The organism is Streptomyces laculatispora, assembly GCF_017353455.1.
GTDB lineage: Bacteria > Actinomycetota > Actinomycetes > Streptomycetales > Streptomycetaceae > Streptomyces > Streptomyces laculatispora.
Window position 1 is genome coordinate 12,499 of the sequence record NZ_JAFMPZ010000179.1, and the last position, 18,486, is coordinate 30,984.

Here is an 18,486-nt window from a genome sequence, read left to right on the forward strand (position 1 = left end):
TCGATTCTCCCGAGTGGGTCAGGCGGTGCGGAGGTAGTGGTCCAGGACCCGGACGCCGAAGTGCAGCGCCTCGACGGGCACACGTTCGTCCACGCCGTGGAAGAGGGCCTGGTAGTCGAAGCCGACGGGCAGCTTCAGCGGTGAGAAGCCGTAGCCGGTGATGCCGAGCCGGGAGAACTGCTTGGCGTCGGTGCCGCCGGACATGGAGTACGGCACCACGTGGCCGTCCGGGTCGAACCGTTCGACGGCGGCCCGGAGTTTGGCGTACGTGGGTGAGTCGACCGGGGCCTCCAGGGCGATCTCGCGGTGGTGGAACTCCCAGTCGACCGAGGGGCCGGTCAGCCGGTCCATGGTGGCGTGGAACTCGTCCTCGCCGCCCGGCACCATCCGGCCGTCGATGAAGGCGGTGGCGTGGCCCGGGATCACGTTGACCTTGTAACCGGCGTCCAGCATCGTCGGGTTGGTGCTGTTGCGCACGGTCGGCTCGACGAGGGCCGCGGCCGGTCCGATCTTGCCGAGGAGTTCGTCCACGTCGAAGCCGGGGGCGTCGAGGTCGGGGTGGATGCCGTGCAGTGCGGCGATCTCGGTGAGCGCGGCGCGGACCGTCGGGGTGAGGCGCACCGGCCATTCGTGTGCGCCGATGCGGGCGACGGCGGCGGCCAGCGTGCTGACGGCGTTGGCCTTGTTGACCTTGGAGCCGTGCCCCGCCTTGCCGTGTGCGGTGAGCTTGAGCCATCCGGTGCCGCGTTCGCCCGCCGCGATGGGGTAGAGCGGCATGTTCGGTCCGGCGTGGAAGGTGAAGGCGCCGGATTCGCTGATGCCCTCCGTACAGCCCTCGAAGAGTCCGGGGTGCTGGTCGGCGAGGAAGCCCGAACCGTCGTCGGCGCTGGCCTCCTCGTCGGCGGTGTACGCGATCACGATGTCGCGGCGGGGCCGGATGCCCGCCCTGGCCCAGAACCGGACGACGGCGAGGACCATCGCGTCCATGTTCTTCATGTCGATGGCGCCGCGGCCCCAGACGACCCCGTCGCGGATCTCGCCGGAGAAGGGGTGCACAGTCCAGTCGTCGGCCTCCGCGGGCACCACGTCCAGATGCCCGTGGACCAGGAGCGCGTCGGCGGACGGGTCGGTGCCCGCGATCCGGGCGACCACGTTGGTACGCCCGGGGGTGCGCTCCAGGAGCACGGGTTCGAGTCCCGCGCCGGCCAGCCGTTCGGCGACGTACTCGGCCGCCGGGCGTTCACGGCAGTCGCCGCCGCCCCGGTTGGTGGTGTCGATGCGGATCAGTTCGGAGGTGAACGTCACCGATTCGTCGAGCGCGAGGTCATCGACGCGGTTCTTGGGGTTGGTCACCTCAGCCATACTGTTCCTCCACGGCGGACGACACGATGGTCGTCACCGCCTTGAACGTGCGGATACCTTCGTACATCGTCTCGCTCGTGTAGGCGACACGCCTCTCGCCGGAGGCCGCCACACCGGGTACGACAGTGGCCGCCGCGGCCAGGTGCTCGGCGTCGAACTCCAGCTCCACGGTGAACGGTCCGCCGTCGACCGCCGGGTAGCGCCCGGCGAGAGCCGTCGCCTCCTTGGCCGCCGCACGGATGTCGGCGGCGGTACGGGCAGGGGTGCGGCAGACCGCGGCGTACCGCGAGACGTAGTCCTTGACCGCGACCGTACGGGCGTCGGGCGCGTATCCCCGCGCGTCCACACAGGTCAGGTCGTCCCCGGTGACCAGGACGACGGGGACGCCGTACTCGGCGGCGACGTGCGCGTTGAGCAGCCCCTCGCTGGCCCTGACCCCGTTCAGCCAGACCCCGGTGATGGAGTTGGCCAGATAGGTGTGGGCCAGGACGCCTTCCGTACCGGCACCCGTGTGGTAGCCGATGAAGGCGACCGCGTCGACGTCCCCGTGCTGGATGCCCTCCACCATGCTGAGCGACTTGTGCTTGCCGGTGAGCATCTGGACCCGGTCGTCGAGCTGTTCCAGCAGCAGGTTGCGCATGGTCCAGTGGGCCTCGTTGATGAGCACCTCGTCGGCGCCCCCGTCGTAGAAACCGAGGGCCGCCGCGTTGACGTCGGAGGTGAACAGGGAACGGCACCGCTCCCACTGCGGGGTGCCGGGCAGCACATCGGCCGGCCAGGTCACACCGGTGGCGCCTTCCATGTCGGCGCTGACGAGGATCTTCATGCGGCCACACGGTACGCGTCGCGGAACGCGCAGGCCAGAGCTGCCCGGACCTCCAGTGGTCCACTCCACTGAAGGAGGTCCGTTCCGCCGGAAGAGGGCCTTTCCGCCATCGGGGGCCTCCCCCGCCGGCCGCCGGCCCTGTCAGATTCGCGGGTGGTCCCCGATGGCGCCGTCGATGCGCTCGCGCAGCCGATCCGCGTGGCCGTTGTGCCGGGCGCAGTCCTGGATCAGGGCCAGGTGCCGCACCAGGCCGAGCAGGGTGAGTCCGGAGGGTTCCACGGTGGTGCGGGCCGGCTGCTCCCGGTCGAGCCCGGCGCATTTGACCAGAAGCGTCTCGCGGTGCCACTGGAGCCAGCCGGCCGGCATGGTCCGCTCGTCCGCGGTGCCGAGAGCGAGCTGGAGGTCGCCGGCAGTCGTACGGGTGATGTGGGGTGCCGTCCATGTCATGGCAGCCATGGTCACAGCCCGGGTCCGGGCGGGGGGCCTTACTGCTGGGACGGGTGCGGCTGCGCCCGTCCTAGGCTCAGCGCATGAAGATCAATGTGCGGTCAGCGGCCGAGCCGGACCTGTCAGCGTTGCTGACTCTCTACGGCGAGTTGAATCCTGACGATGCGCCGTTGCCTCAGGCGTCCGCGGATACGATCTGGGCTGCCATATCCAGGCAGCAGGGGCGGACGGTCCTGGTGGCTGATGCCGGCGGCACCGTGGCCGGAACGGCGGATTGCATCGTCCTGCCGAACCTCACGCGCGGTGGCCGGGCCATCCTGTTCGTGGAGAACGTCGTGGTGGCCGGCACCTTCCAGCGGCGCGGTGTCGGCCGCCGGCTGATGGAGGCTGCCGTTCGACTGGGCGCGTCGGCCGACTGTTACAAGGTCCAGCTGCTGGCGGCGGATGACGAGTATGTCCACACCTTCTACGAAGCGTGCGGTTTCAAAGCCCTGGCAGAGGGCTTCCGCCGCTACATCCCGTAGGGGTCCTGCCGCTGGGGCGGTGCTTGCCGAGTCGGCGGCAGGGCCTGCGCTGTCCTGGGCGCAGGCCCCCGCCCGGAGGTCGCCCGCTCTCCTGCCTCAGCGGCGCCCGGCGCCCTTCAACAGCTTTTCGATCCGGGCCAGTTCCTTGTCGCTGAACTCCAGGTTGCGGACCGCCTGGACGCTGTTCTCCAGCTGGGCGACGCTGCTCGCCCCGACGACGGCGGAGGTGACCCGGCCGCCGCGCAGCACCCAGGCCAGCGCCAGCTGGGCCAGCGACTGGCCGCGCTCGGAAGCCAGTTGGTCGAGCTCGCGGAGCCGGCCGACCAGCTCCGGGGTGACCGAGTCGGCCGACAGGAACGGGCTGCTGCCCGCCGCCCGTGAACCCTCCGGGATGCCGCGGAGATAGCGGTCGGAGAGGATGCCCTGCTCCAGCGGCGAGTACGCGATGGAACCGGTGCCCAGCTCGTCGAGGGCGGTGAGCAGGCCGTCCTCGACCCAGCGGTCCAGCATCGAGTAGCGGGGCTGGTGGATGAGCAGCGGGGTGCCGAGGTCCTTCAGGATCCGGGCGGCCTCCCGGGTCTGCTCGGCCGAGTAGTTGGAGACGCCCACGTAGAGCGCCTTGCCCTGCTGCACCGCCGAGTGGAGGGCGCCCATCGTCTCCTCGAGCGGGGTCTCGGGGTCGGGCCGGTGGGAGTAGAAGATGTCGACGTAGTCGAGCCCGAGGCGGCCGAGGCTCTGGTCGAGCGAGGAGAGCAGGTTCTTGCGCGAGCCCCACTCGCCGTAGGGGCCGTCCCACATCAGATAGCCGGCCTTGGTGGAGACGATGATCTCGTCCCGGTGCCGGGCGAAGTCCGTCTTCAGCGCGCGGCCCATCGCGCTCTCGGCGGAGCCGGGCGGCGGGCCGTAGTTGTTCGCCAGGTCGAAGTGGGTGATGCCGAGGTCGAACGCCCTGCGGAGGATCTGCCCCTGGGTCTCCGGCGTCCGGTCCCCGCCGAAGTTGTGCCACAGACCGAGCGAGAGGGCCGGCAGCTTCAGACCGCTGCGCCCGGTGCGCCGGTAGGGCATGTCCTGGTAGCGGTCGGCGGACGGGATGTACATGCGGGGCTCCACGGGAGAGATCGTTCCGGTCCGCCGGGTGCGAGGTGCCGTTCGGCTTCGCCCCGGCGGGGTGCTGGTTCCAGGCTCGCCCACATCGATCCAGCAGTCCAACAGGAGATTCCTCTTGGATTCAGCGTCTATATTTCTCAATCATGGAGTTGCGCCAGCTGGAACATTTCGTCGCGGTCGCCGAGGAGCAGCATTTCACCCGGGCCGCCGAGCGCCTCGCCGTGTCGCAGTCCGGCCTCTCCGCCTCCGTCCGGGCGCTGGAGCAGGAGCTGCGGACCCCGCTGTTCAGCCGGACCACCCGCAGCGTGCGGCTGACCGAGGCCGGGCGCGCCCTGCTGGTGGAGGCCGAGCGCACGCTGGCGGGCGCACGGGCGGCGAAGGACGCCGTCGACGCCGTACGGGGGCTGCTGCGCGGCACCCTGTCGGTGGGCGTCGAGCAGTGCGTGGCCGGGGTGAGCCTGCCGCGGCTGCTCGCCGCCTTCCACCGTGCGCATCCGCACATGGAGATCCGGCTCCGCCAGGAGGGGACGACGAGTCTGGTGGACGGGGTCGCCGGAGGGCGGCTCGACATCGCCTTCGCCGCCACGGTCAGTTCCGTGGAGTGGCGCGGCGAGCTGGTCCCGCTGGCCCGCGAGCCCATGGTCCTGCTGTGCGCCCCCGGCCACCGGCTGGCCGCGACGGACCGGGTCGGGTGGGACGAGCTGCCGGGTGAGCCGTTCATCGACTTCCATCCGGACTGGGGTCCGCGCCGCGCGGCCGACGAGGCGTTCGCGACGGCGCGGGTGCGCCGCACGGTGGCGCTGGAGGTGAACGACGTGCACAGCCTGCTGGAGCTGGTGCAGGAAGGGCTCGGCATCGCGGTGGTGCCGCACCACTTCTCCCGCAAGCCCGAGGCGCGGGGCCTGGTGGCGGTCCTGCTCGACGGGCCGGTCCAGCCGTACTACGAGAGCGTCGTGGTGCTTCCGGACGCGCGGACCATGAGCCCCGGAGCGCGGGCGCTCATGGCGCTGGTACGGGAGGAGACCGTGCGCTGAGCCTTCCGGGGCGCGGCGGCTCAACCGCTACGCGCCCTCGCGGACGCCGTCGCCTGTTGCTCGACGCCGCTGCACGTGTCGCTCGCCCTGCGATGTGTCCTCGTGAACGCACGGCCGGCCGCGGAGGGCCGCCTCCGGCCCCGGACGGTCTCCGCGTCCGGGGCCGGCCCGCACTCCGGATCAGCCGACGGCCAGCACGAACCACCTGGCCGGCAGATCGATCCGGGTGCCGTCGGGCAGCTGCTCGGTCTGCGGCAGGGCCGTGTGCCCGCTGTCCAGGGTGGTCAGCCCGGCCGCCCGCAGGAGTTCGGGCACCTCCTCCTCGGAGGCGTCCGCCGGTTTGAGCCCGTGGTCGTAGACCCGGCGCAGCTTCTTGGGCGGCCCGTCGGGCCCCTGTCCCGCCTGCCGGAGCACGTCCTTGGAGGCCGGGGTCAGCTCGGCGACGAAGGCCCGGCCGCGCGCCCCCAGCAGCGTCGCGACGGCTGCGGCCACTGCGGGCCTGGCCTCGGCCTCGCTCTGGTGGATCACCGCTCGCATATAGACGTTGGCGTCCCCGATCCGCTCGTGCAGGGCACGCACCGCGTCGCCGTCGGTCAGATCGAGCTGGGCGAACTCGGCGACGCCCTCGGGGTCCGCCCGGCGGGCGTGGCCGATCGCGGCGTGCGAGAGGTCCACACCGATGGCGCGGGCGAACCGGGTGGCGAGGTAGCGGGTCTGGGTGCCGTTGCCGCAGCCGAGGTCGACGACGGGCAGTGCGGCATCGGCGTACGGCAGGAGCAGTTCGCTGTGCGGTCCGGCGCTCAGCGAGGGGTCGGCATCCCAGATCGCCTCGCCCGGCGCGTCCGATGTGGCTGCCCAGAAGCCTTCCCACGCCTCGCTGTACCGCTGTGAGACTTCCATGCGCACTCCCAAGTCCCGTCGCGCTGAGGCACCTTGCACAACAAGGGACTACCCTCCCGCGCAGATCAGGGCAAGGGTGCACACAGGACCGGCGGGGCCTGGAGCGGCCACTTTTACCAGTCGCCGCGCCGGGGTCGGGGCAGCCGGGAGAGCGCCAGCTCGAACCAGACGGTCTTGCCGCGGGCCGTGGTACTGCTGCCCCACTCCCGGGCGAGGCTGCTCACCAGGACGAGCCCGCGGCCGAACTCGTCGTCCGCGGTGGCATCGAGGAGCGTGGCGGGGGCGGGCTCGTCGTCACTGACCTCGCAGAGCAGGGCGCCCGTGCGGACCAGCCGGAGCCCGATGTGATGGGTGCGTCCGTGCTTCAGGGCGTTGGTGACGAGCTCGCTGACCATCAGCTCGGCCGCCTCCACGGCGTCCGGCAGCTCCCAGTCGAGCAGCTTGCCGCGGACCATCCGGCGGGCGCGGGCCACCTCGCGCGGGTCCAGGGCGAGTTGCCATTCGGCGACATCGGCGTCGGGGATGCCGTTGAGCCGGGCCATCAGCAGCGCGACGTCGTCCTTGCGGCCGCCGCTGGGGTTGAGTGCACGGATGATCGTGTCGCAGGCATCGTCCATGGACGCGGCGGGGTGCGCGGCGGAGGCGCAGAGTGCGGCGAGACCGGCACCGATGTCCTGGCCGCGCACCTCGACCAGGCCGTCGGTGCAGAGCACCAGACGGTCGCCGGGCAGGACCCGCACGGTCACGGTCGCGAAGGCCACCCCGCCGACCCCGATCGGCGCGCCGGTCGGCAGGTCGAGCAGCTCGGCCCGGCCGTCCTCGGCACGGACCAGCACCGGCGGGATGTGCCCGGCATTGGCGATCTGGAGCTCGGAGCGGATCGGGTCGTACACCGCGTAGAGACAGGTGGCCAGATACTGCTCGCCGAGGCGCTGGGCCAGGTCGTCCAGATTGCGCAGCAGCTGCTCGGGCGGCATCTCCATGGTGGCCATGGTGAGTACCGCGGTACGCAACTGCCCCATCATCGCCGCCGAGTTGAGGCCGTGCCCCATCACGTCGCCGACGACGAGAGCGGTCCGGGAGCCGGGAAGCTTCACCGAGTCGAACCAGTCGCCGCCGACCCTGCCGAGCAGGGCACCGGGCAGGTAGCGGGTGGCGATGTCGCAGCCGGCCATGCGCGGCTCGACCTGGGGCAGCATGCTGTCCTGGAGGGTCTCCGCGACGTTCTCCTGGTAGGTGTACATGCGGGCGTTGTCGAGGACGAGCCCGGCCCTGGCGGCGAGTTCGGCGCCGGTGGTGCGGTCCATGTCGTCGAAGGGCTCCCGGCCGGGGCGCCGCATCAGGACCATGAAGCCGAGCACCACGTCGCGGGCCTTGAGGGGCACGATGAGCAGGGAGCGGTGGGTGATCAGCGGACGCAGGTCGCGCTTCTCGAACTCACCCGAGATCCGGTTGCTCAACTCCTCCCCGATATAAGGGATGATGACCGGCTCGCCGGTGACCATGCACTGGAAGAACGGGGTGTGCTCCGGGAAGGCGATGGCCTCGCCGACCGGCACGGTGTCGTCCCAGCGGCCCGGTTCGTCGTTGTGCTCGACCCAGACCCGGTGCCAGATCGTCGTGACGTCGGGCGGGCCGTCCGGGAAACCCTCACCGGCGAGGACCGCGGCGCGCAGATGCGTACCCGCGAAGTCCGTGAAGCGGGGCACCGCGGCACTGGTGACCTCGCGGATGGTGCGTGCCAGGTCGAGGGAGGAACCGATGCGGCCGCTGACCTCGTTGAGGAACTCCAGCCGTTCACGGACCGCCGCGTATTCGAGGTCCAGCTCGGGTCGGGGCACCGCGCGGGACGCGAGCTGTCCGTGGGCGATGTGCGGCAAGGCCTCGGAGCCCAGGTGTCCGGCGCGCTGCGGCACTCCCCAGTCGGGGGTCACCGGGATCCGGTCGTGGCGGCTGAACTCCAGCACGGGATAGCCGAGTTCGAGTACCTGGGAGATGATCCGAGTGGCCTCGTGGACGCTCATGCTGGGCAGGATCTCGGACAGCCGCCCGGACAGCTCCCGGTAGCCGGGGAAGTCGGTGTGCAGGGCGAATCCGGGTGCGACCGTCTCGGCTTCCCGGCCCTCCCCCGCCTCGCCGCCGCGTACTTGCGCGGAGTCCGCGGCGAGCACGAGCAGCCGCTCGGGGCCGGGGCCGACGAGCGGATAGGCCCACCACAGGACCTCGATCCGGCCGCGGTCCCGTTCGTCCACCCGGGCCCGGCCCGCTGCTGGGAAGCCGACGGCGCCGCTGAGGGAGCTGCCGAGCTCGGGTCCGGACTCGGCGTACGTCTCGTCCCGCCACGGCTCGCCGCGGTCCTGCAACGCCCCGGCGACCGGGAGCAGTTCGCCGGCCGGGCAGCCGACCGCGTGCTCCCGGGCGACACCGAAGAGCTTTCTGGCGCCGGTCGACCAGTGCGACACGAGTCCGTCCGCATCGACGACGACCACGGCGAGCGGCACGCGGCCTGCCGCGGTGTCTCGCGGTTGTGGTGTCCTCTGCGACGGCACACCGAGGTCCATGGGTGGAAGGCTCCTTCCCCACCGCAAGGTTCTGCGGTACGTGGCTCCACCGTACGGGGCCGTGAGCGGCGCCCGCCGGTCATCGGCGGAATCACCCCCGAAGGTGGTGCGCCCGGCGCATCCAGGGGCGCACCACCTTCACCACCGGCGCAGCAGATGCCGGCGGACCGTCAGGCGCGACGGCCCGCCGCACGCTCAGTCCTCGTGGCCCAGCTGCAGGTCCCGTTCGGTGCGCCCGCCGCCCGCGACCTGCAGGACCGTGGCCACCGGCGGGTAGCCCGCGGCGATCACGGTGTACTCGCCGGTGGACAGGTCGACGAACCGGAAGGCCCCGTCGGGCCCGGTGGTCAGGGTGTCGACCACATTGCCCGCCGCGTCCAGGAGCGTGACCCGGGCGTCCTCGACGAGCCGCCCGCCGCTGGCGCGTACGACGCCGCGGAGCACGGCGCCGCCGGCCAGTTCGATGTCCTGGCGGGTCTCACGGGCCGCCTGCACACTGACCGGCAGCGCGGCGGGCCGGAACGCGGGGGCGCTGGCCGCGAGGGTGTACTCGCCCGCCACCAGTTCCGAGATCACATAGCCGCCCTCACGGCCGCTGCGGGTGGAGGAGACCACCTCGCCGCGTACGTCGGTCAGGGTGACGGCCGCGTCGCGCACCGGAACACCGTCCGCCGTCAGGACGGTCCCCGCGAGCCGGCCCGCACCGCCGAGCACCACGTCGAGTTCCACGGGCCGCTCGCCCACGGTGACGCTGACGGCTTGCGGCTGGTGGCCCCCGGCAGCGGCGATGAGGACGTACGAACCGGCGCCGGGAACGCTGAGCGCGTACCGCCCCTCCTCGCCGCTGGCGCCCCTGCCGACCTGCTGTCCCTGGACGTCGATGAGGGTGAGGGCGGCACGCGGGACCTTCGTGCCGTCGGGGTGCTGGACGCTGCCTTGGACGGGCACCCCCGAGAGGTGCCCGGCGGGCTGGGCGCCCGCGACGGGGCGCGCGGAGGGGATCGTCGCGGGCTCGGCTGCGGTTTCGGGGCTGTGGTGGGACACCAGCGGTTTCTCCTTGAGGAAGAAGGCGAAGAACAGGCCGAGCACGAGGACCGGCACGAGGTAGAGGAAGATCCGGGGCATCGCGTCGGCGTATGCCTGGATGTAGCTGTCGCGCAGGACCGGGTCCATGGCGTGGACCAGCTGCGGAGTGATCGACTCGGGGTCGGGCAGGCCGGCTCCGGACGGCAGGCGCACCGCGAGCGCGTCGGCGAGGCGCCCGGCGAAGAGCGTGCCGAACACGGCCGCGCCGACGCTGCCGCCGATCTGCCGGAAGTAGTTGTTGGCGCTGGTGGCGGTGCCGAGGTCGGCGGGCCGTACGGAGTTCTGCACGGCGAGCACCAGCACCGGCATGATCAGCCCGATCCCCAGACCGAGCACCGCCTGCGAGATGCTGTACTCCAGCCGCGGGGTGTCCGTTTCGAGCCGGGACAGCAGCCACATGCCCACCGCCGCGAGAGCGCTGCCGGCGATCGGGTAGACCCGGTATCTGCCGGTCCGGGAGATCAGCTGGCCGGAGACGACGGAAGCGGCGACGATGCCGCCCATCATCGGGAGCATCAGCAGCCCGGACTCGGTGGCGGTGGCCCCGTCGACCATCTGCAGGAAGGTCGGCAGATAGCTGGCGGCGCCGAACAGCGCGACTCCGACGACCGCGCCGACAAGTGCGCTGACGTTGAAGATCGAGTCGCGGAACAGCCGTAGCGGAATGATCGGTTCGGGCGCGCGGTGCTCGACGACGACGAAGAGCAGAGTCGTTCCGGCAGCTCCGGCGGCCAGTCCCAGGATGGTGCGCGAGCCCCAGGCGTACTCCGTGCCGCCCCAGCTGGTCAGCAGCACCAGACAGGTGGAGGCGGCGGCCAGCAGCACGGCGCCGAGGATGTCGAGCCGGGGCCGGACGGTGGGCTTGGGGAGCTTCAGTACGACAGTGATGACGGCGAAGGTGACCACGCCGAACGGGATGTTGATGTAGAAGCACCAGCGCCAGGAGGCGTGGTCGGTGAAGAAGCCACCGAGCAACGGGCCCGCCACGGAGGCGAGTCCGAAGGCCGCGCCGATGAGTCCCATGAACCGGCCGCGCTCCCGGGGCGGCACGACGTCCGCGATGATCGCCTGGACGCCGATCATCAGCCCGCCGCCGCCGACGCCCTGGACGGCCCGGAAGGCGATCAGTTCGTCCATGGTGCGCGACCAGCCGGCCAGCGCGGAGCCGATGACGAAGACGACGATCGCGAACTGGAAGACGCCCTTGCGGCCGAAGAGGTCGCCGAGCTTTCCGTAGACCGGGAGCCCGATGGTGGAGGCGAGCAGATAGGCGGTGACCGCCCAGGACATCTTCTCCAGGCCGTGCAGCTCACCGACGATCTTCGGGAGCGCGGTGGCGACGATCATCTGGTCGAGCGCCGCGAGCAGCAGCGTGAGCATCAGCCCGATGAAGATGAGCCGGATGCGCCGGGGGTCCGTCTCCGGACCCGGGGACAGGACCGGAGCGGCCGGTTCCGTCGCGGCCGGAGGCGGGGGCGGTTCGGACGTCTGCACCGTTCCGGTGTCGCCCGTACCGTCGGGCTCGTCCTTCACCAGAGTGATCCCACCCACCACGTGCCGCTCCCCTCGTCGCATCTGCGCCGCCCATTTCTCGCATTGCGATACAAGGGAGGGCAAACGCGGCGGGGGGCGCTGACGGCGCACTTGGAGGGCTTAGCCCCCGGTGGGAGCCACTACGGCGCACAACCGGCCGGGCGGAAAGACCACCCGAACCGGTGAGGCCGGAAAGCGGGACCGGGAGCTACTTCTCCACCTCGGTGGCGAGATTCTGCAGGAGCTCGTCATAGATGCGGCCAAGCCCCTTGGGCGCGAAGGTCTTCTCGAAGAATCCGCCGATGCCGCCGGCGCCGTTCCACACGGTCGAGACGACCGCCTTGGACTTCCCCTCACCGGCCGGGGTGACGGTCCAGGTGGTGACCATCGAGGAGTTGCGGTCCTTCTCCACGAGCTGCCCGTCGACCGGCTCGCTGACCTCCAGCAGGCAGTCGCGCACCCGCTTGCTGGTGGCCTGGAGCTTCCAGTGGACGAGGGTGCCCTCGCCGTCGCCGCCCTCACGCACCTCGTACTCGCTGAAGTGGCCGGGCAGCACCTTGCCGCGGACGTCCTTGTAGTCGGCCAGCGCGTCGAACACCGCTTCCGGGTCCGCCGCGATGATCCGCTCTGTCGTGGCCTCGACCTGCGCCATGGCTGTTCCTCCAGCACTCGGTTGTTCGGGGTGTGCTGAGCCAACCACCTCCGGCACCCGGCTCAAAATCCGGTCGGGGACGAAGGGGAGAAAACAATCAAGGGAACAAGTGTTCTATTCTCTGGTCAGCGCTACCTAGGAGGCGTCCATGCGTTGGGACAATCTGGCCGATAACCCCGCCAAAACCACCAAAGACGGAGACGGCGCGCTCTTCGCCGCGGACGCGGTGACGACGCGCACCTTCGACACCCCGGAGTTCCGGGGCATCACCTTCCACGAGGTCCGGGCCCGCTCGATCGTGAACCGGGTGCCGGGCGCGTCCCGGATGCCGTTCGAATGGACGGTGAACCCCTACCGCGGCTGTTCGCACGCGTGCGTCTACTGCTTCGCCCGCAAGACCCACAGCTATCTGGACCTCGACACCGGGCTCGGCTTCGACTCGCAGATCGTCGTCAAGATCAACGCCCCGGAGCTGGTGCGCCGCGAGCTGGCCTCCAGCCGCTGGCACGGCGCGCACATCGCGATGGGGACCAATGTCGACTGCTACCAGCGCGCCGAGGGCCGCTACCGGCTGATGCCCGGCATCCTCACGGCCCTGCACGACCACGCGAACCCGTTCTCCATCCTGACGAAGGGCACGCTGATCCTGCGCGACCTGGAGCTGCTGCGGCAGGCGGCCGAGGTCACCGAGGTGGGCGTCTCGGTCTCCGTGGGCTTCATCGACCCCGAGCTGTGGCGCACCGTGGAGCCCGGCACCCCTTCCCCCGAGCGCCGCCTCGACGTCGTACGCACGCTCAGCGAGCACGGCATCGGCTGCGGGGTGCTGATGGCACCCGTCATCCCGTTCCTCGGCGACCGGCCGGACCAGTTGCGGGCGACCGTCCGCGCGATCGCCGCCGCCGGCGCGACCTCGGTGACCCCGCTCGTCCTGCACCTGCGCCCCGGCGCCCGGGAGTGGTTCATGGAGTGGCTCGGCCTCCACCACCCCGAGCTGGTGGGACGCTACGAGCGCCTGTACGCGGACGGGGCGTACGCGCCCACGTGGTACCAGCGCCGCGTCACGCGCCACGTGCACGAGCTGGCGACCGAGTACGGCATCGGGCCCTCGCACCGCAAAACCCCCCGCGCCCTCCCCAGGGGCGGCGGGCCGCAGCCCCCGCTCGACGGCTCCGCGCCCAGCCGGCTGACCCTGCTCTGAGCGGACCGCCGCGGACCGGCGCACCGGGCTCCCGGTAAAGGCAAACGGGTCATCTCTCACCAGAACGGGTCCTTCCGGCCCCGAATGCGGGGAGCATCCGGCGGGGGCTGCCGTCACGCGCAGCCGTGTTCCCCCACCACGGGAGGCCATATGACGAATCGTTCAGGAATTCTGTTCGCTGTCGGGGCGACGGTCGCCGGTCTGGTGACCGCCGCGCCGTCCCCGGCGACCGCCGACACCGGGGCGCAGCGAGCCGTATCGCTCAAGTGGACCGACTGCGCCACCAAGTCGTCCCCGACGCTTCAGTGTTCGTCGGTGAGTGCCCCGCTCGACCATGACGACCCGTCGGGCCGGAAGGTCACCCTCGCCCTGACGCGGGTCCCGCACACCTCGAAGACCTTCCAGGGCCCGCTGCTGGTCAATCCGGGCGGCCCCGGCGGCAGCGGACTGTCGATGGCCGGTTTCGTCGCCGCCTCACTGCCGAAGGGGGTGGCCGCCCAGTACGACGTGATCGGCTTCGACCCGCGCGGCGTGGGCAAGAGCCGGCCGGCCCTGGACTGCGTGCCGAAGTACTCCGATCCGGTACGGCCCGACTCGGTGCCGCAGTCCCTGAGGGACGAGCAGGTCAACCGGGACCGCGCCCGGTCCTTCGCGGCCGCCTGCGGCAAGAAGTACCCGGATCTGCTGCCGTACATGGACACGGTCAGCGCGGCCAAGGACCTCGATGTGATCCGCCGGGCGACCGGCGCGGCGAAGCTCAACTACCTCGGGTACTCCTACGGCACCTACCTGGGCTCGGTGTACGCCAAGCTGTTCCCGGACCGCGTCCGGCGCCTCGTCCTCGACTCGAACGTCGACCCGACCGGCATCTGGTACGACGACAACCTCAGCCAGGACTACGCGTTCGACACCCGCCACAAGGCGTTCATGGCCTGGGTGGCGAAGTACCGGAGCACGTACGGGCTGGGCAGCGATCCGGCTCAGGTCGAGGCGGCCTGGTACCGGATGCGGGCGGCGGTCAAGAAGCATCCCGCGGGCAGGAAGGTCGGCGCGAGCGAGCTGGACGACACGTTCCTGCCGGGCGGCTACTACAACGGCTACTGGCCCGTGCTGGCCAGGGCGTTCGCCGGTTATGTGAACCACAAGGACGAGGAGGCGCTGGTCAAGGCGTACGAGCGGTTCGGCGCGGTCGACGCGGAGGGCGACAACGGTTACTCGGTCTACACGGCCGTGCAGTGCCGGGACGCCCAGTGGCCGCGCGACTGGAACGTCTGGCGCAACGACGCCTGGAAGGTGCACACCAAGGCGCCCTTCTTGGCCTGGAGCAACACCTGGTACAACGCGCCGTGCGCCGACTGGCCGGTGGAGCCGCTGAATCCGGTCCGGGTCTCCAACCACGAGCTGCCGCCCGTGCTGCTCTTCCAGGCCACGGACGACGGGGCCACACCGTACGAGGGCGGGGTCACCCTGCACCGCGAGCTCCGCGGTTCCAGCCTGGTCGTCGAGCAGGGCGGCGGCAACCACGGTGTCACGCTGAGCGGCAACGTCTGTCTGGACAAGTACCTGGCGGACTATCTCGCCAAGGGCACCGTGCCGCGCGGGGAGGGCGGCGACGTGGACGCGGTCTGCGCGAAGACACCGGACCCGAAGCCCGCGACCGGCAAGGCCGCGAAGGCGGCGCCCCGGGCGGGCGCCGAGGGCCGGGGCAGTGCGCTGCACGGAATGCTCGGCTTCCGGGGCTGACGGTCGGGTAACCGCGTGTCCTTCGGGGGCGTGCGCGAGGATGGGCGTGTGACCACACGAACCACTCCGGCGCACGCCCCCGAACTGCTGGTCCGGGACATGACCATCGAGGACTGCGAGGCCGTGGCGACGGTCCGGGTGCGCGGCTGGCGAAGCGCGTACGCCGGGCTGATGCCGCAGGCGCATCTGGACGCGATGAGCATCGCCGAGGATGCGGAGCGGCGCCGCGGCTTCTTCGCCGAGGGCAACGAGGTCGTCAACGTGGTGGCCGAGCGGGCGGACCTCGGCGTCATCGGGTGGGCGGCGTACGGGCCGTACCGCGAGAACGGCAGACGGCTCGCGCGCGCCGAGCTGTACGCGATCTACGTGCTGCCGGAGCGGAAGGGGACGGGGGCGGGCCGGGCCCTGATGTCCGAGGTACTGGCGCGCGCCGGCGCGGCCGGTCACCCGGATCTCGCGCTCTGGGTGCTCAGGGAGAACACGCCGGCCCGCCACTTCTACGCACGCGCCGGCTTCCGCCCGGACGGCGCCGAGGAACCCTTCGAGGTGGACGGCGTACCAGTGCCCGAGGTGCGCTACGTACGCCCCCTCACGCCGCCGGCAGCCTGCTGAGCGCCTCGCCGGCCGCGCCACCCAGTCGCGGGTGCGGCAGGGCCGCCTCCAGCGCCGGACGGGCCTGTGCGTCACCGAGCAGCCCCAGCCCCTCGACGCAGGCGAGCGCCACCCGCCAGTGCGGTTCGTCCGGCCCGAGCAGCCTGCGCAGGGTGCTCATCAGGGCCGGTACGGACTCCGGGGCGCGCAGTTCGCCGAGCAGCCGGACCGGGTACAACGCGTAGGCGGTGCGCAGGGAGTTGGTGGCGAGCGCTGCGGCGGCGCGCGGGGTGCGCGGGTCGCCGAGGCGGGCCAGGGCGTGGGCGGCGGCGGCACAGCGCTCCGGGTCGCGGTGGTTGAGCAGCAGCACCAGGGTTTCGAAGGCCCGCCGGTCCCCGCCGCAGCCCAGCCGGAAGGCGGCGATCTCACGGGCCCACAGCGGGCGTTCGCGCTCGATGAGGACCTGCGCCAGCTCCTCGGCGTCATCGGTGGCGAGCAGCCGGCGGTAGGCCGCCGACTCCCCCGCCTCGTCGGCCAGCCGGTGCGTCAGCGACCACAGCTCCTCGTCCATGACCGTCAGCGTATCGGCGAACACGCAGCGTGCCGACAGGTGCGTCGAATGTGAGGGGGGCCACAACAAGCCAGGGCTGGCGCGCTCGTTACTCGCCGGTTAACCTCATGTGAGCGGGACACTCCCCCGCCGGCTCCGGTGGCCTGGTGACGCAGCCACCCGGAGTGAATGTCGGTTCGGCAGCTTTGCGAGGCGTGACTCCGGGACAGAGTCCGCCGCCCCTTCCCCGGTCCCGGCGTGCCCCTCGCGCCCGGACGTGAGCACCACGACAGGCAACTCCCGCACGCCGCGCACCGGCCAGGCCTCCTGGGCCCCTCTCATCGGCCGCGCGCCGTGCGTCCCTCAGTCGTCACTCATCCCTGGAGTCCCGTGATGGACACCCCGCTCAGCACCATCGCCGTCGTCGGCCTCGGCACGATGGGCACCGGCATCGCCGAGGTCCTCGCCCGCTCCGGCCGCGAGGTCATCGGTATCGACATCAATGACGCGGCCGCCCGCCAGGCAGTCGCCGCGCTGGAGGCCTCCACCGCACGCGCCGTGCGGCGCGAGCGGATCACCGAGGAGGAGCGGCACGACATCCTCTCCCGGTTCCGTACCTTCTCCGACCTCCAGGCCGCCGCGGACGCGGAGCTGGTCATCGAGGTCGTGCCCGAGACGTACGAGATCAAGCAGCAGGTCTTCCGGGATCTCGACGCGGTCGTCTCCCCCACCGCGATCCTCGCGACGGGCACCAACGCCCTGTCCGTGACCCGGCTCGCCGCCGAGTCACGGCACCCGGAGCGCGTGCTGGGCCTGCACTTCTTCAATCCGGCGCCCGTGATGAAGCTGGTCGAGGTGGTCTCGTCCGTGCTCACCGCGCCGCCCGCCGTCGCGGCGGTCACGGAGCTCGCCCGCCATCTGGGCAAGGAGCCGGTCGCGGTCGGTGACCGCCCGGGGTTCGTGGCCGACGGGCTGCTGTTCGGCTACCTCAACCAGGCCGCGGCGATGTACGAGGCGAACTACGCCTCCCGCGAGGACATCGACGCGGCGATGAAGCTGGGCTGCGGTCTGCCGATGGGCCCGCTCGCCCTGCTGGACCTGATCGGCGTCGACACCGCCCGTACCGTCCTGGAGGCGATGTACTCCGCATCGCACGACCGGCTGCACGCCCCCGCACCGATCCTCGGTCAGCTCAGCGAGGCCGGGCTGACCGGCCGCAAGGCGGGCCGCGGCTTCTACACCTATGCGCAGGCCGGCAGCCAGAACGTGGTCCCGGACGCGCTGACGCCCGCGCAGGACACCGCGGCGGGGGCCGGGCGCACCGTGCGTTCGGTGGGGGTCGCCGGCTCCGGGACGATGGCTTCGGGGATCGCCGAGGTCTTCGCGAAGGCCGGTTACGACGTGGTGCTGGCGGCGCGCGGCCAGGAGAAGGCGGACACGGCCAAGGGCCGGATCGCCAAGTCGCTGGAGCGTTCGGTCACCAAGGGGCGGCTGACGGCCGGGGCCCGGGACGAGACCCTGGCCCGGATCACCGCGGCGGGTTCGCTGGACTCCTTCGCCGAGGTCGACCTCGCCGTCGAGGCCGTGGCCGAGGACCTGCTGGTCAAGCAGCAGCTGTTCGCCACCCTGGACAAGGTGTGCAGGCCGGGCGCGGTGCTCGCCACCACCACGTCCTCGCTGCCGGTGGTGTCGATAGCCCGGGCCACCGCGCGGCCCGAGGACGTCATCGGGATGCACTTCTTCAACCCGGCGCCCGCGATGAAGCTGGTCGAGGTGGTCCGTACGGTGCTCACCGCGGACGATGTGCACGCCACGGTCCGCGAGGTCTGCGTGAAGGTGCGCAAGCACCCGGTGGACTGCGGGGACCGGGCCGGGTTCATCGTGAACGCGCTGCTGTTCCCGTACCTCAACAACGCGATCAAGATGGTCGAGGAGCACTACGCGACCCTGGACGACATCGACGCCGCGATGAAGCTGGGCGGCGGCTATCCGATGGGTCCCTTCGAGCTCCTGGACGTCGTGGGTCTCGATGTCTCGCTCGCCATCGAGAAGGTCCTGCACAGCGAGTTCCGCGACCCGGGCCTGGCCCCGGCGCCGCTGCTGGAGCACCTGGTGGCCGCCGGCTGCCTCGGCCGCAAGACGGGGCGCGGCTTTCGCGAATATGCCCGCCGCTGAGGTCCCGGCGGTGGGGAGCGCGGGTGAAGGAGCGGGGCTGGGGAGCGTGCGTCGCACGGCACAGGACGCACCCCGGCCCCGCGACGCCGCGAAGCCCGCTGCGGGGGCCGCCGGGCCGGGAGCCGGTTGGGGCGGGCTGCTCGGCCCTCCGGGCGACCCGCCCCCACAGGCGCGCTCTCCTGCACCGATGCAGTACG

At 71.6% G+C, this 18,486-nt stretch carries 15 protein-coding genes; 6 read left to right on the forward strand and 9 right to left on the reverse strand.

The genetic code is table 11. From position 1 onward, the window contains the following. Window positions 1-18: 18 nt before the first annotated feature. The 3 genes from J1C73_RS10405 to J1C73_RS10415 form a co-directional block, all read right to left on the reverse strand. Window positions 19-1,362 (reverse strand): M20/M25/M40 family metallo-hydrolase, encoded by a 1,344-nt coding sequence (locus tag J1C73_RS10405; RefSeq protein WP_207316085.1) that lies wholly within the window; start codon window positions 1,360-1,362, stop codon window positions 19-21. Further along, window positions 1,355-2,188 carry a M55 family metallopeptidase gene (locus J1C73_RS10410; protein ID WP_123464073.1) on the reverse strand — a complete coding sequence of 278 codons (834 nt, stop codon included), beginning with the start codon at window positions 2,186-2,188 and terminating at the stop codon, window positions 1,355-1,357. The genes J1C73_RS10405 and J1C73_RS10410 overlap by 8 nt, the downstream gene beginning before the upstream one ends. A gap of 141 nt (window positions 2,189-2,329) precedes the next feature. Continuing rightward, the gene (locus J1C73_RS10415; RefSeq protein WP_443732217.1) at window positions 2,330-2,554 is read right to left on the reverse strand and encodes a mycothiol transferase; all 225 of its coding nucleotides are present in this window, start codon (window positions 2,552-2,554) and stop codon (window positions 2,330-2,332) included. A 164-nt stretch (window positions 2,555-2,718) separates the two neighbouring features. Here J1C73_RS10415 and J1C73_RS10420 point away from each other — a divergent pair, with 164 nt between their 5' ends. Continuing rightward, window positions 2,719-3,159, forward strand: a complete 441-nt coding sequence (locus tag J1C73_RS10420) for a GNAT family N-acetyltransferase (RefSeq protein ID WP_207316087.1) — start codon at window positions 2,719-2,721, stop codon at window positions 3,157-3,159. 96 nt (window positions 3,160-3,255) lie between these two features. Here J1C73_RS10420 and J1C73_RS10425 read toward each other — a convergent pair whose 3' ends face one another. Continuing rightward, window positions 3,256-4,257, reverse strand: coding sequence for an aldo/keto reductase (locus J1C73_RS10425; protein WP_207316097.1), 1,002 nt, complete (start codon window positions 4,255-4,257; stop codon window positions 3,256-3,258). A gap of 152 nt (window positions 4,258-4,409) precedes the next feature. On the opposite strand from J1C73_RS10425, the gene J1C73_RS10430 reads away from it, so the two are divergent. Beyond that, complete coding sequence (locus tag J1C73_RS10430; protein WP_207316088.1) at window positions 4,410-5,300, forward strand: LysR family transcriptional regulator; 891 nt, start codon at window positions 4,410-4,412, stop codon at window positions 5,298-5,300. A 180-nt stretch (window positions 5,301-5,480) separates the two neighbouring features. Here the strand turns inward: J1C73_RS10430 and J1C73_RS10435 are convergent, their stop codons facing one another. From J1C73_RS10435 to J1C73_RS10450, 4 genes are all read right to left on the reverse strand, one after another. Continuing rightward, entirely contained in the window at window positions 5,481-6,200 is a 720-nt protein-coding gene (locus J1C73_RS10435; RefSeq protein ID WP_207316089.1) for a class I SAM-dependent methyltransferase, read from the reverse strand. A gap of 113 nt (window positions 6,201-6,313) precedes the next feature. After that, a complete protein-coding gene (locus tag J1C73_RS10440; protein ID WP_207316090.1) occupies window positions 6,314-8,761 on the reverse strand; it encodes an ATP-binding SpoIIE family protein phosphatase in 2,448 nt (815 codons plus the stop codon). Between the two features lie 195 nt (window positions 8,762-8,956). Then, the gene (locus tag J1C73_RS10445) at window positions 8,957-11,401 is read right to left on the reverse strand and encodes an MFS transporter (RefSeq protein ID WP_207316091.1); all 2,445 of its coding nucleotides are present in this window, start codon (window positions 11,399-11,401) and stop codon (window positions 8,957-8,959) included. A gap of 187 nt (window positions 11,402-11,588) precedes the next feature. Further along, the gene (locus tag J1C73_RS10450; protein ID WP_123464059.1) at window positions 11,589-12,032 is read right to left on the reverse strand and encodes an SRPBCC family protein; all 444 of its coding nucleotides are present in this window, start codon (window positions 12,030-12,032) and stop codon (window positions 11,589-11,591) included. Between the two features lie 148 nt (window positions 12,033-12,180). Between J1C73_RS10450 and J1C73_RS10455 the strand changes: the two genes are divergently transcribed. The 3 genes from J1C73_RS10455 (at window position 12,181) to J1C73_RS10465 (ending at window position 15,585) form a co-directional block, all read left to right on the forward strand. Continuing rightward, on the forward strand, window positions 12,181-13,230 hold the full coding sequence (locus tag J1C73_RS10455) for an Rv2578c family radical SAM protein (protein ID WP_207316092.1): 1,050 nt from the start codon (window positions 12,181-12,183) through the stop codon (window positions 13,228-13,230). A gap of 150 nt (window positions 13,231-13,380) precedes the next feature. Further along, a complete protein-coding gene (locus J1C73_RS10460; protein WP_207316093.1) occupies window positions 13,381-14,973 on the forward strand; it encodes an alpha/beta hydrolase in 1,593 nt (530 codons plus the stop codon). A 48-nt stretch (window positions 14,974-15,021) separates the two neighbouring features. Then, a complete protein-coding gene (locus tag J1C73_RS10465) occupies window positions 15,022-15,585 on the forward strand; it encodes a GNAT family N-acetyltransferase (protein ID WP_307797657.1) in 564 nt (187 codons plus the stop codon). Here the strand turns inward: J1C73_RS10465 and J1C73_RS10470 are convergent. Then, window positions 15,563-16,135, reverse strand: a complete 573-nt coding sequence (locus J1C73_RS10470; protein WP_207316094.1) for an adenylosuccinate lyase — start codon at window positions 16,133-16,135, stop codon at window positions 15,563-15,565. The two genes, J1C73_RS10465 and J1C73_RS10470, sit on opposite strands and share 23 nt — an antisense overlap. A gap of 372 nt (window positions 16,136-16,507) precedes the next feature. On the opposite strand from J1C73_RS10470, the gene J1C73_RS10475 reads away from it, so the two are divergent. Then, window positions 16,508-18,289, forward strand: coding sequence for a 3-hydroxyacyl-CoA dehydrogenase family protein (locus J1C73_RS10475; protein WP_207316095.1), 1,782 nt, complete (start codon window positions 16,508-16,510; stop codon window positions 18,287-18,289). Window positions 18,290-18,486: the final 197 nt, after the last annotated feature.

What these genes read in the sequence shown, in the direction of transcription:
- J1C73_RS10405 (WP_207316085.1), bottom strand. Translation starts at nt 1,362, where the DNA reads ATGGCTGAGGTGACCAACCCCAAGAACCGCGTCGATGACCTCGCGCTC.
- J1C73_RS10410 (WP_123464073.1), bottom strand. Translation starts at nt 2,188, where the DNA reads ATGAAGATCCTCGTCAGCGCCGACATGGAAGGCGCCACCGGTGTGACC.
- J1C73_RS10415 (WP_443732217.1), bottom strand. Translation starts at nt 2,554, where the DNA reads ATGCCGGCCGGCTGGCTCCAGTGGCACCGCGAGACGCTTCTGGTCAAA.
- J1C73_RS10420 (WP_207316087.1), top strand. Translation starts at nt 2,719, where the DNA reads ATGAAGATCAATGTGCGGTCAGCGGCCGAGCCGGACCTGTCAGCGTTG.
- J1C73_RS10425 (WP_207316097.1), bottom strand. Translation starts at nt 4,257, where the DNA reads ATGTACATCCCGTCCGCCGACCGCTACCAGGACATGCCCTACCGGCGC.
- J1C73_RS10430 (WP_207316088.1), top strand. Translation starts at nt 4,410, where the DNA reads ATGGAGTTGCGCCAGCTGGAACATTTCGTCGCGGTCGCCGAGGAGCAG.
- J1C73_RS10435 (WP_207316089.1), bottom strand. Translation starts at nt 6,200, where the DNA reads ATGGAAGTCTCACAGCGGTACAGCGAGGCGTGGGAAGGCTTCTGGGCA.
- J1C73_RS10440 (WP_207316090.1), bottom strand. Translation starts at nt 8,761, where the DNA reads ATGGACCTCGGTGTGCCGTCGCAGAGGACACCACAACCGCGAGACACC.
- J1C73_RS10450 (WP_123464059.1), bottom strand. Translation starts at nt 12,032, where the DNA reads ATGGCGCAGGTCGAGGCCACGACAGAGCGGATCATCGCGGCGGACCCG.
- J1C73_RS10455 (WP_207316092.1), top strand. Translation starts at nt 12,181, where the DNA reads ATGCGTTGGGACAATCTGGCCGATAACCCCGCCAAAACCACCAAAGAC.
- J1C73_RS10460 (WP_207316093.1), top strand. Translation starts at nt 13,381, where the DNA reads ATGACGAATCGTTCAGGAATTCTGTTCGCTGTCGGGGCGACGGTCGCC.
- J1C73_RS10470 (WP_207316094.1), bottom strand. Translation starts at nt 16,135, where the DNA reads ATGGACGAGGAGCTGTGGTCGCTGACGCACCGGCTGGCCGACGAGGCG.
- J1C73_RS10475 (WP_207316095.1), top strand. Translation starts at nt 16,508, where the DNA reads ATGGACACCCCGCTCAGCACCATCGCCGTCGTCGGCCTCGGCACGATG.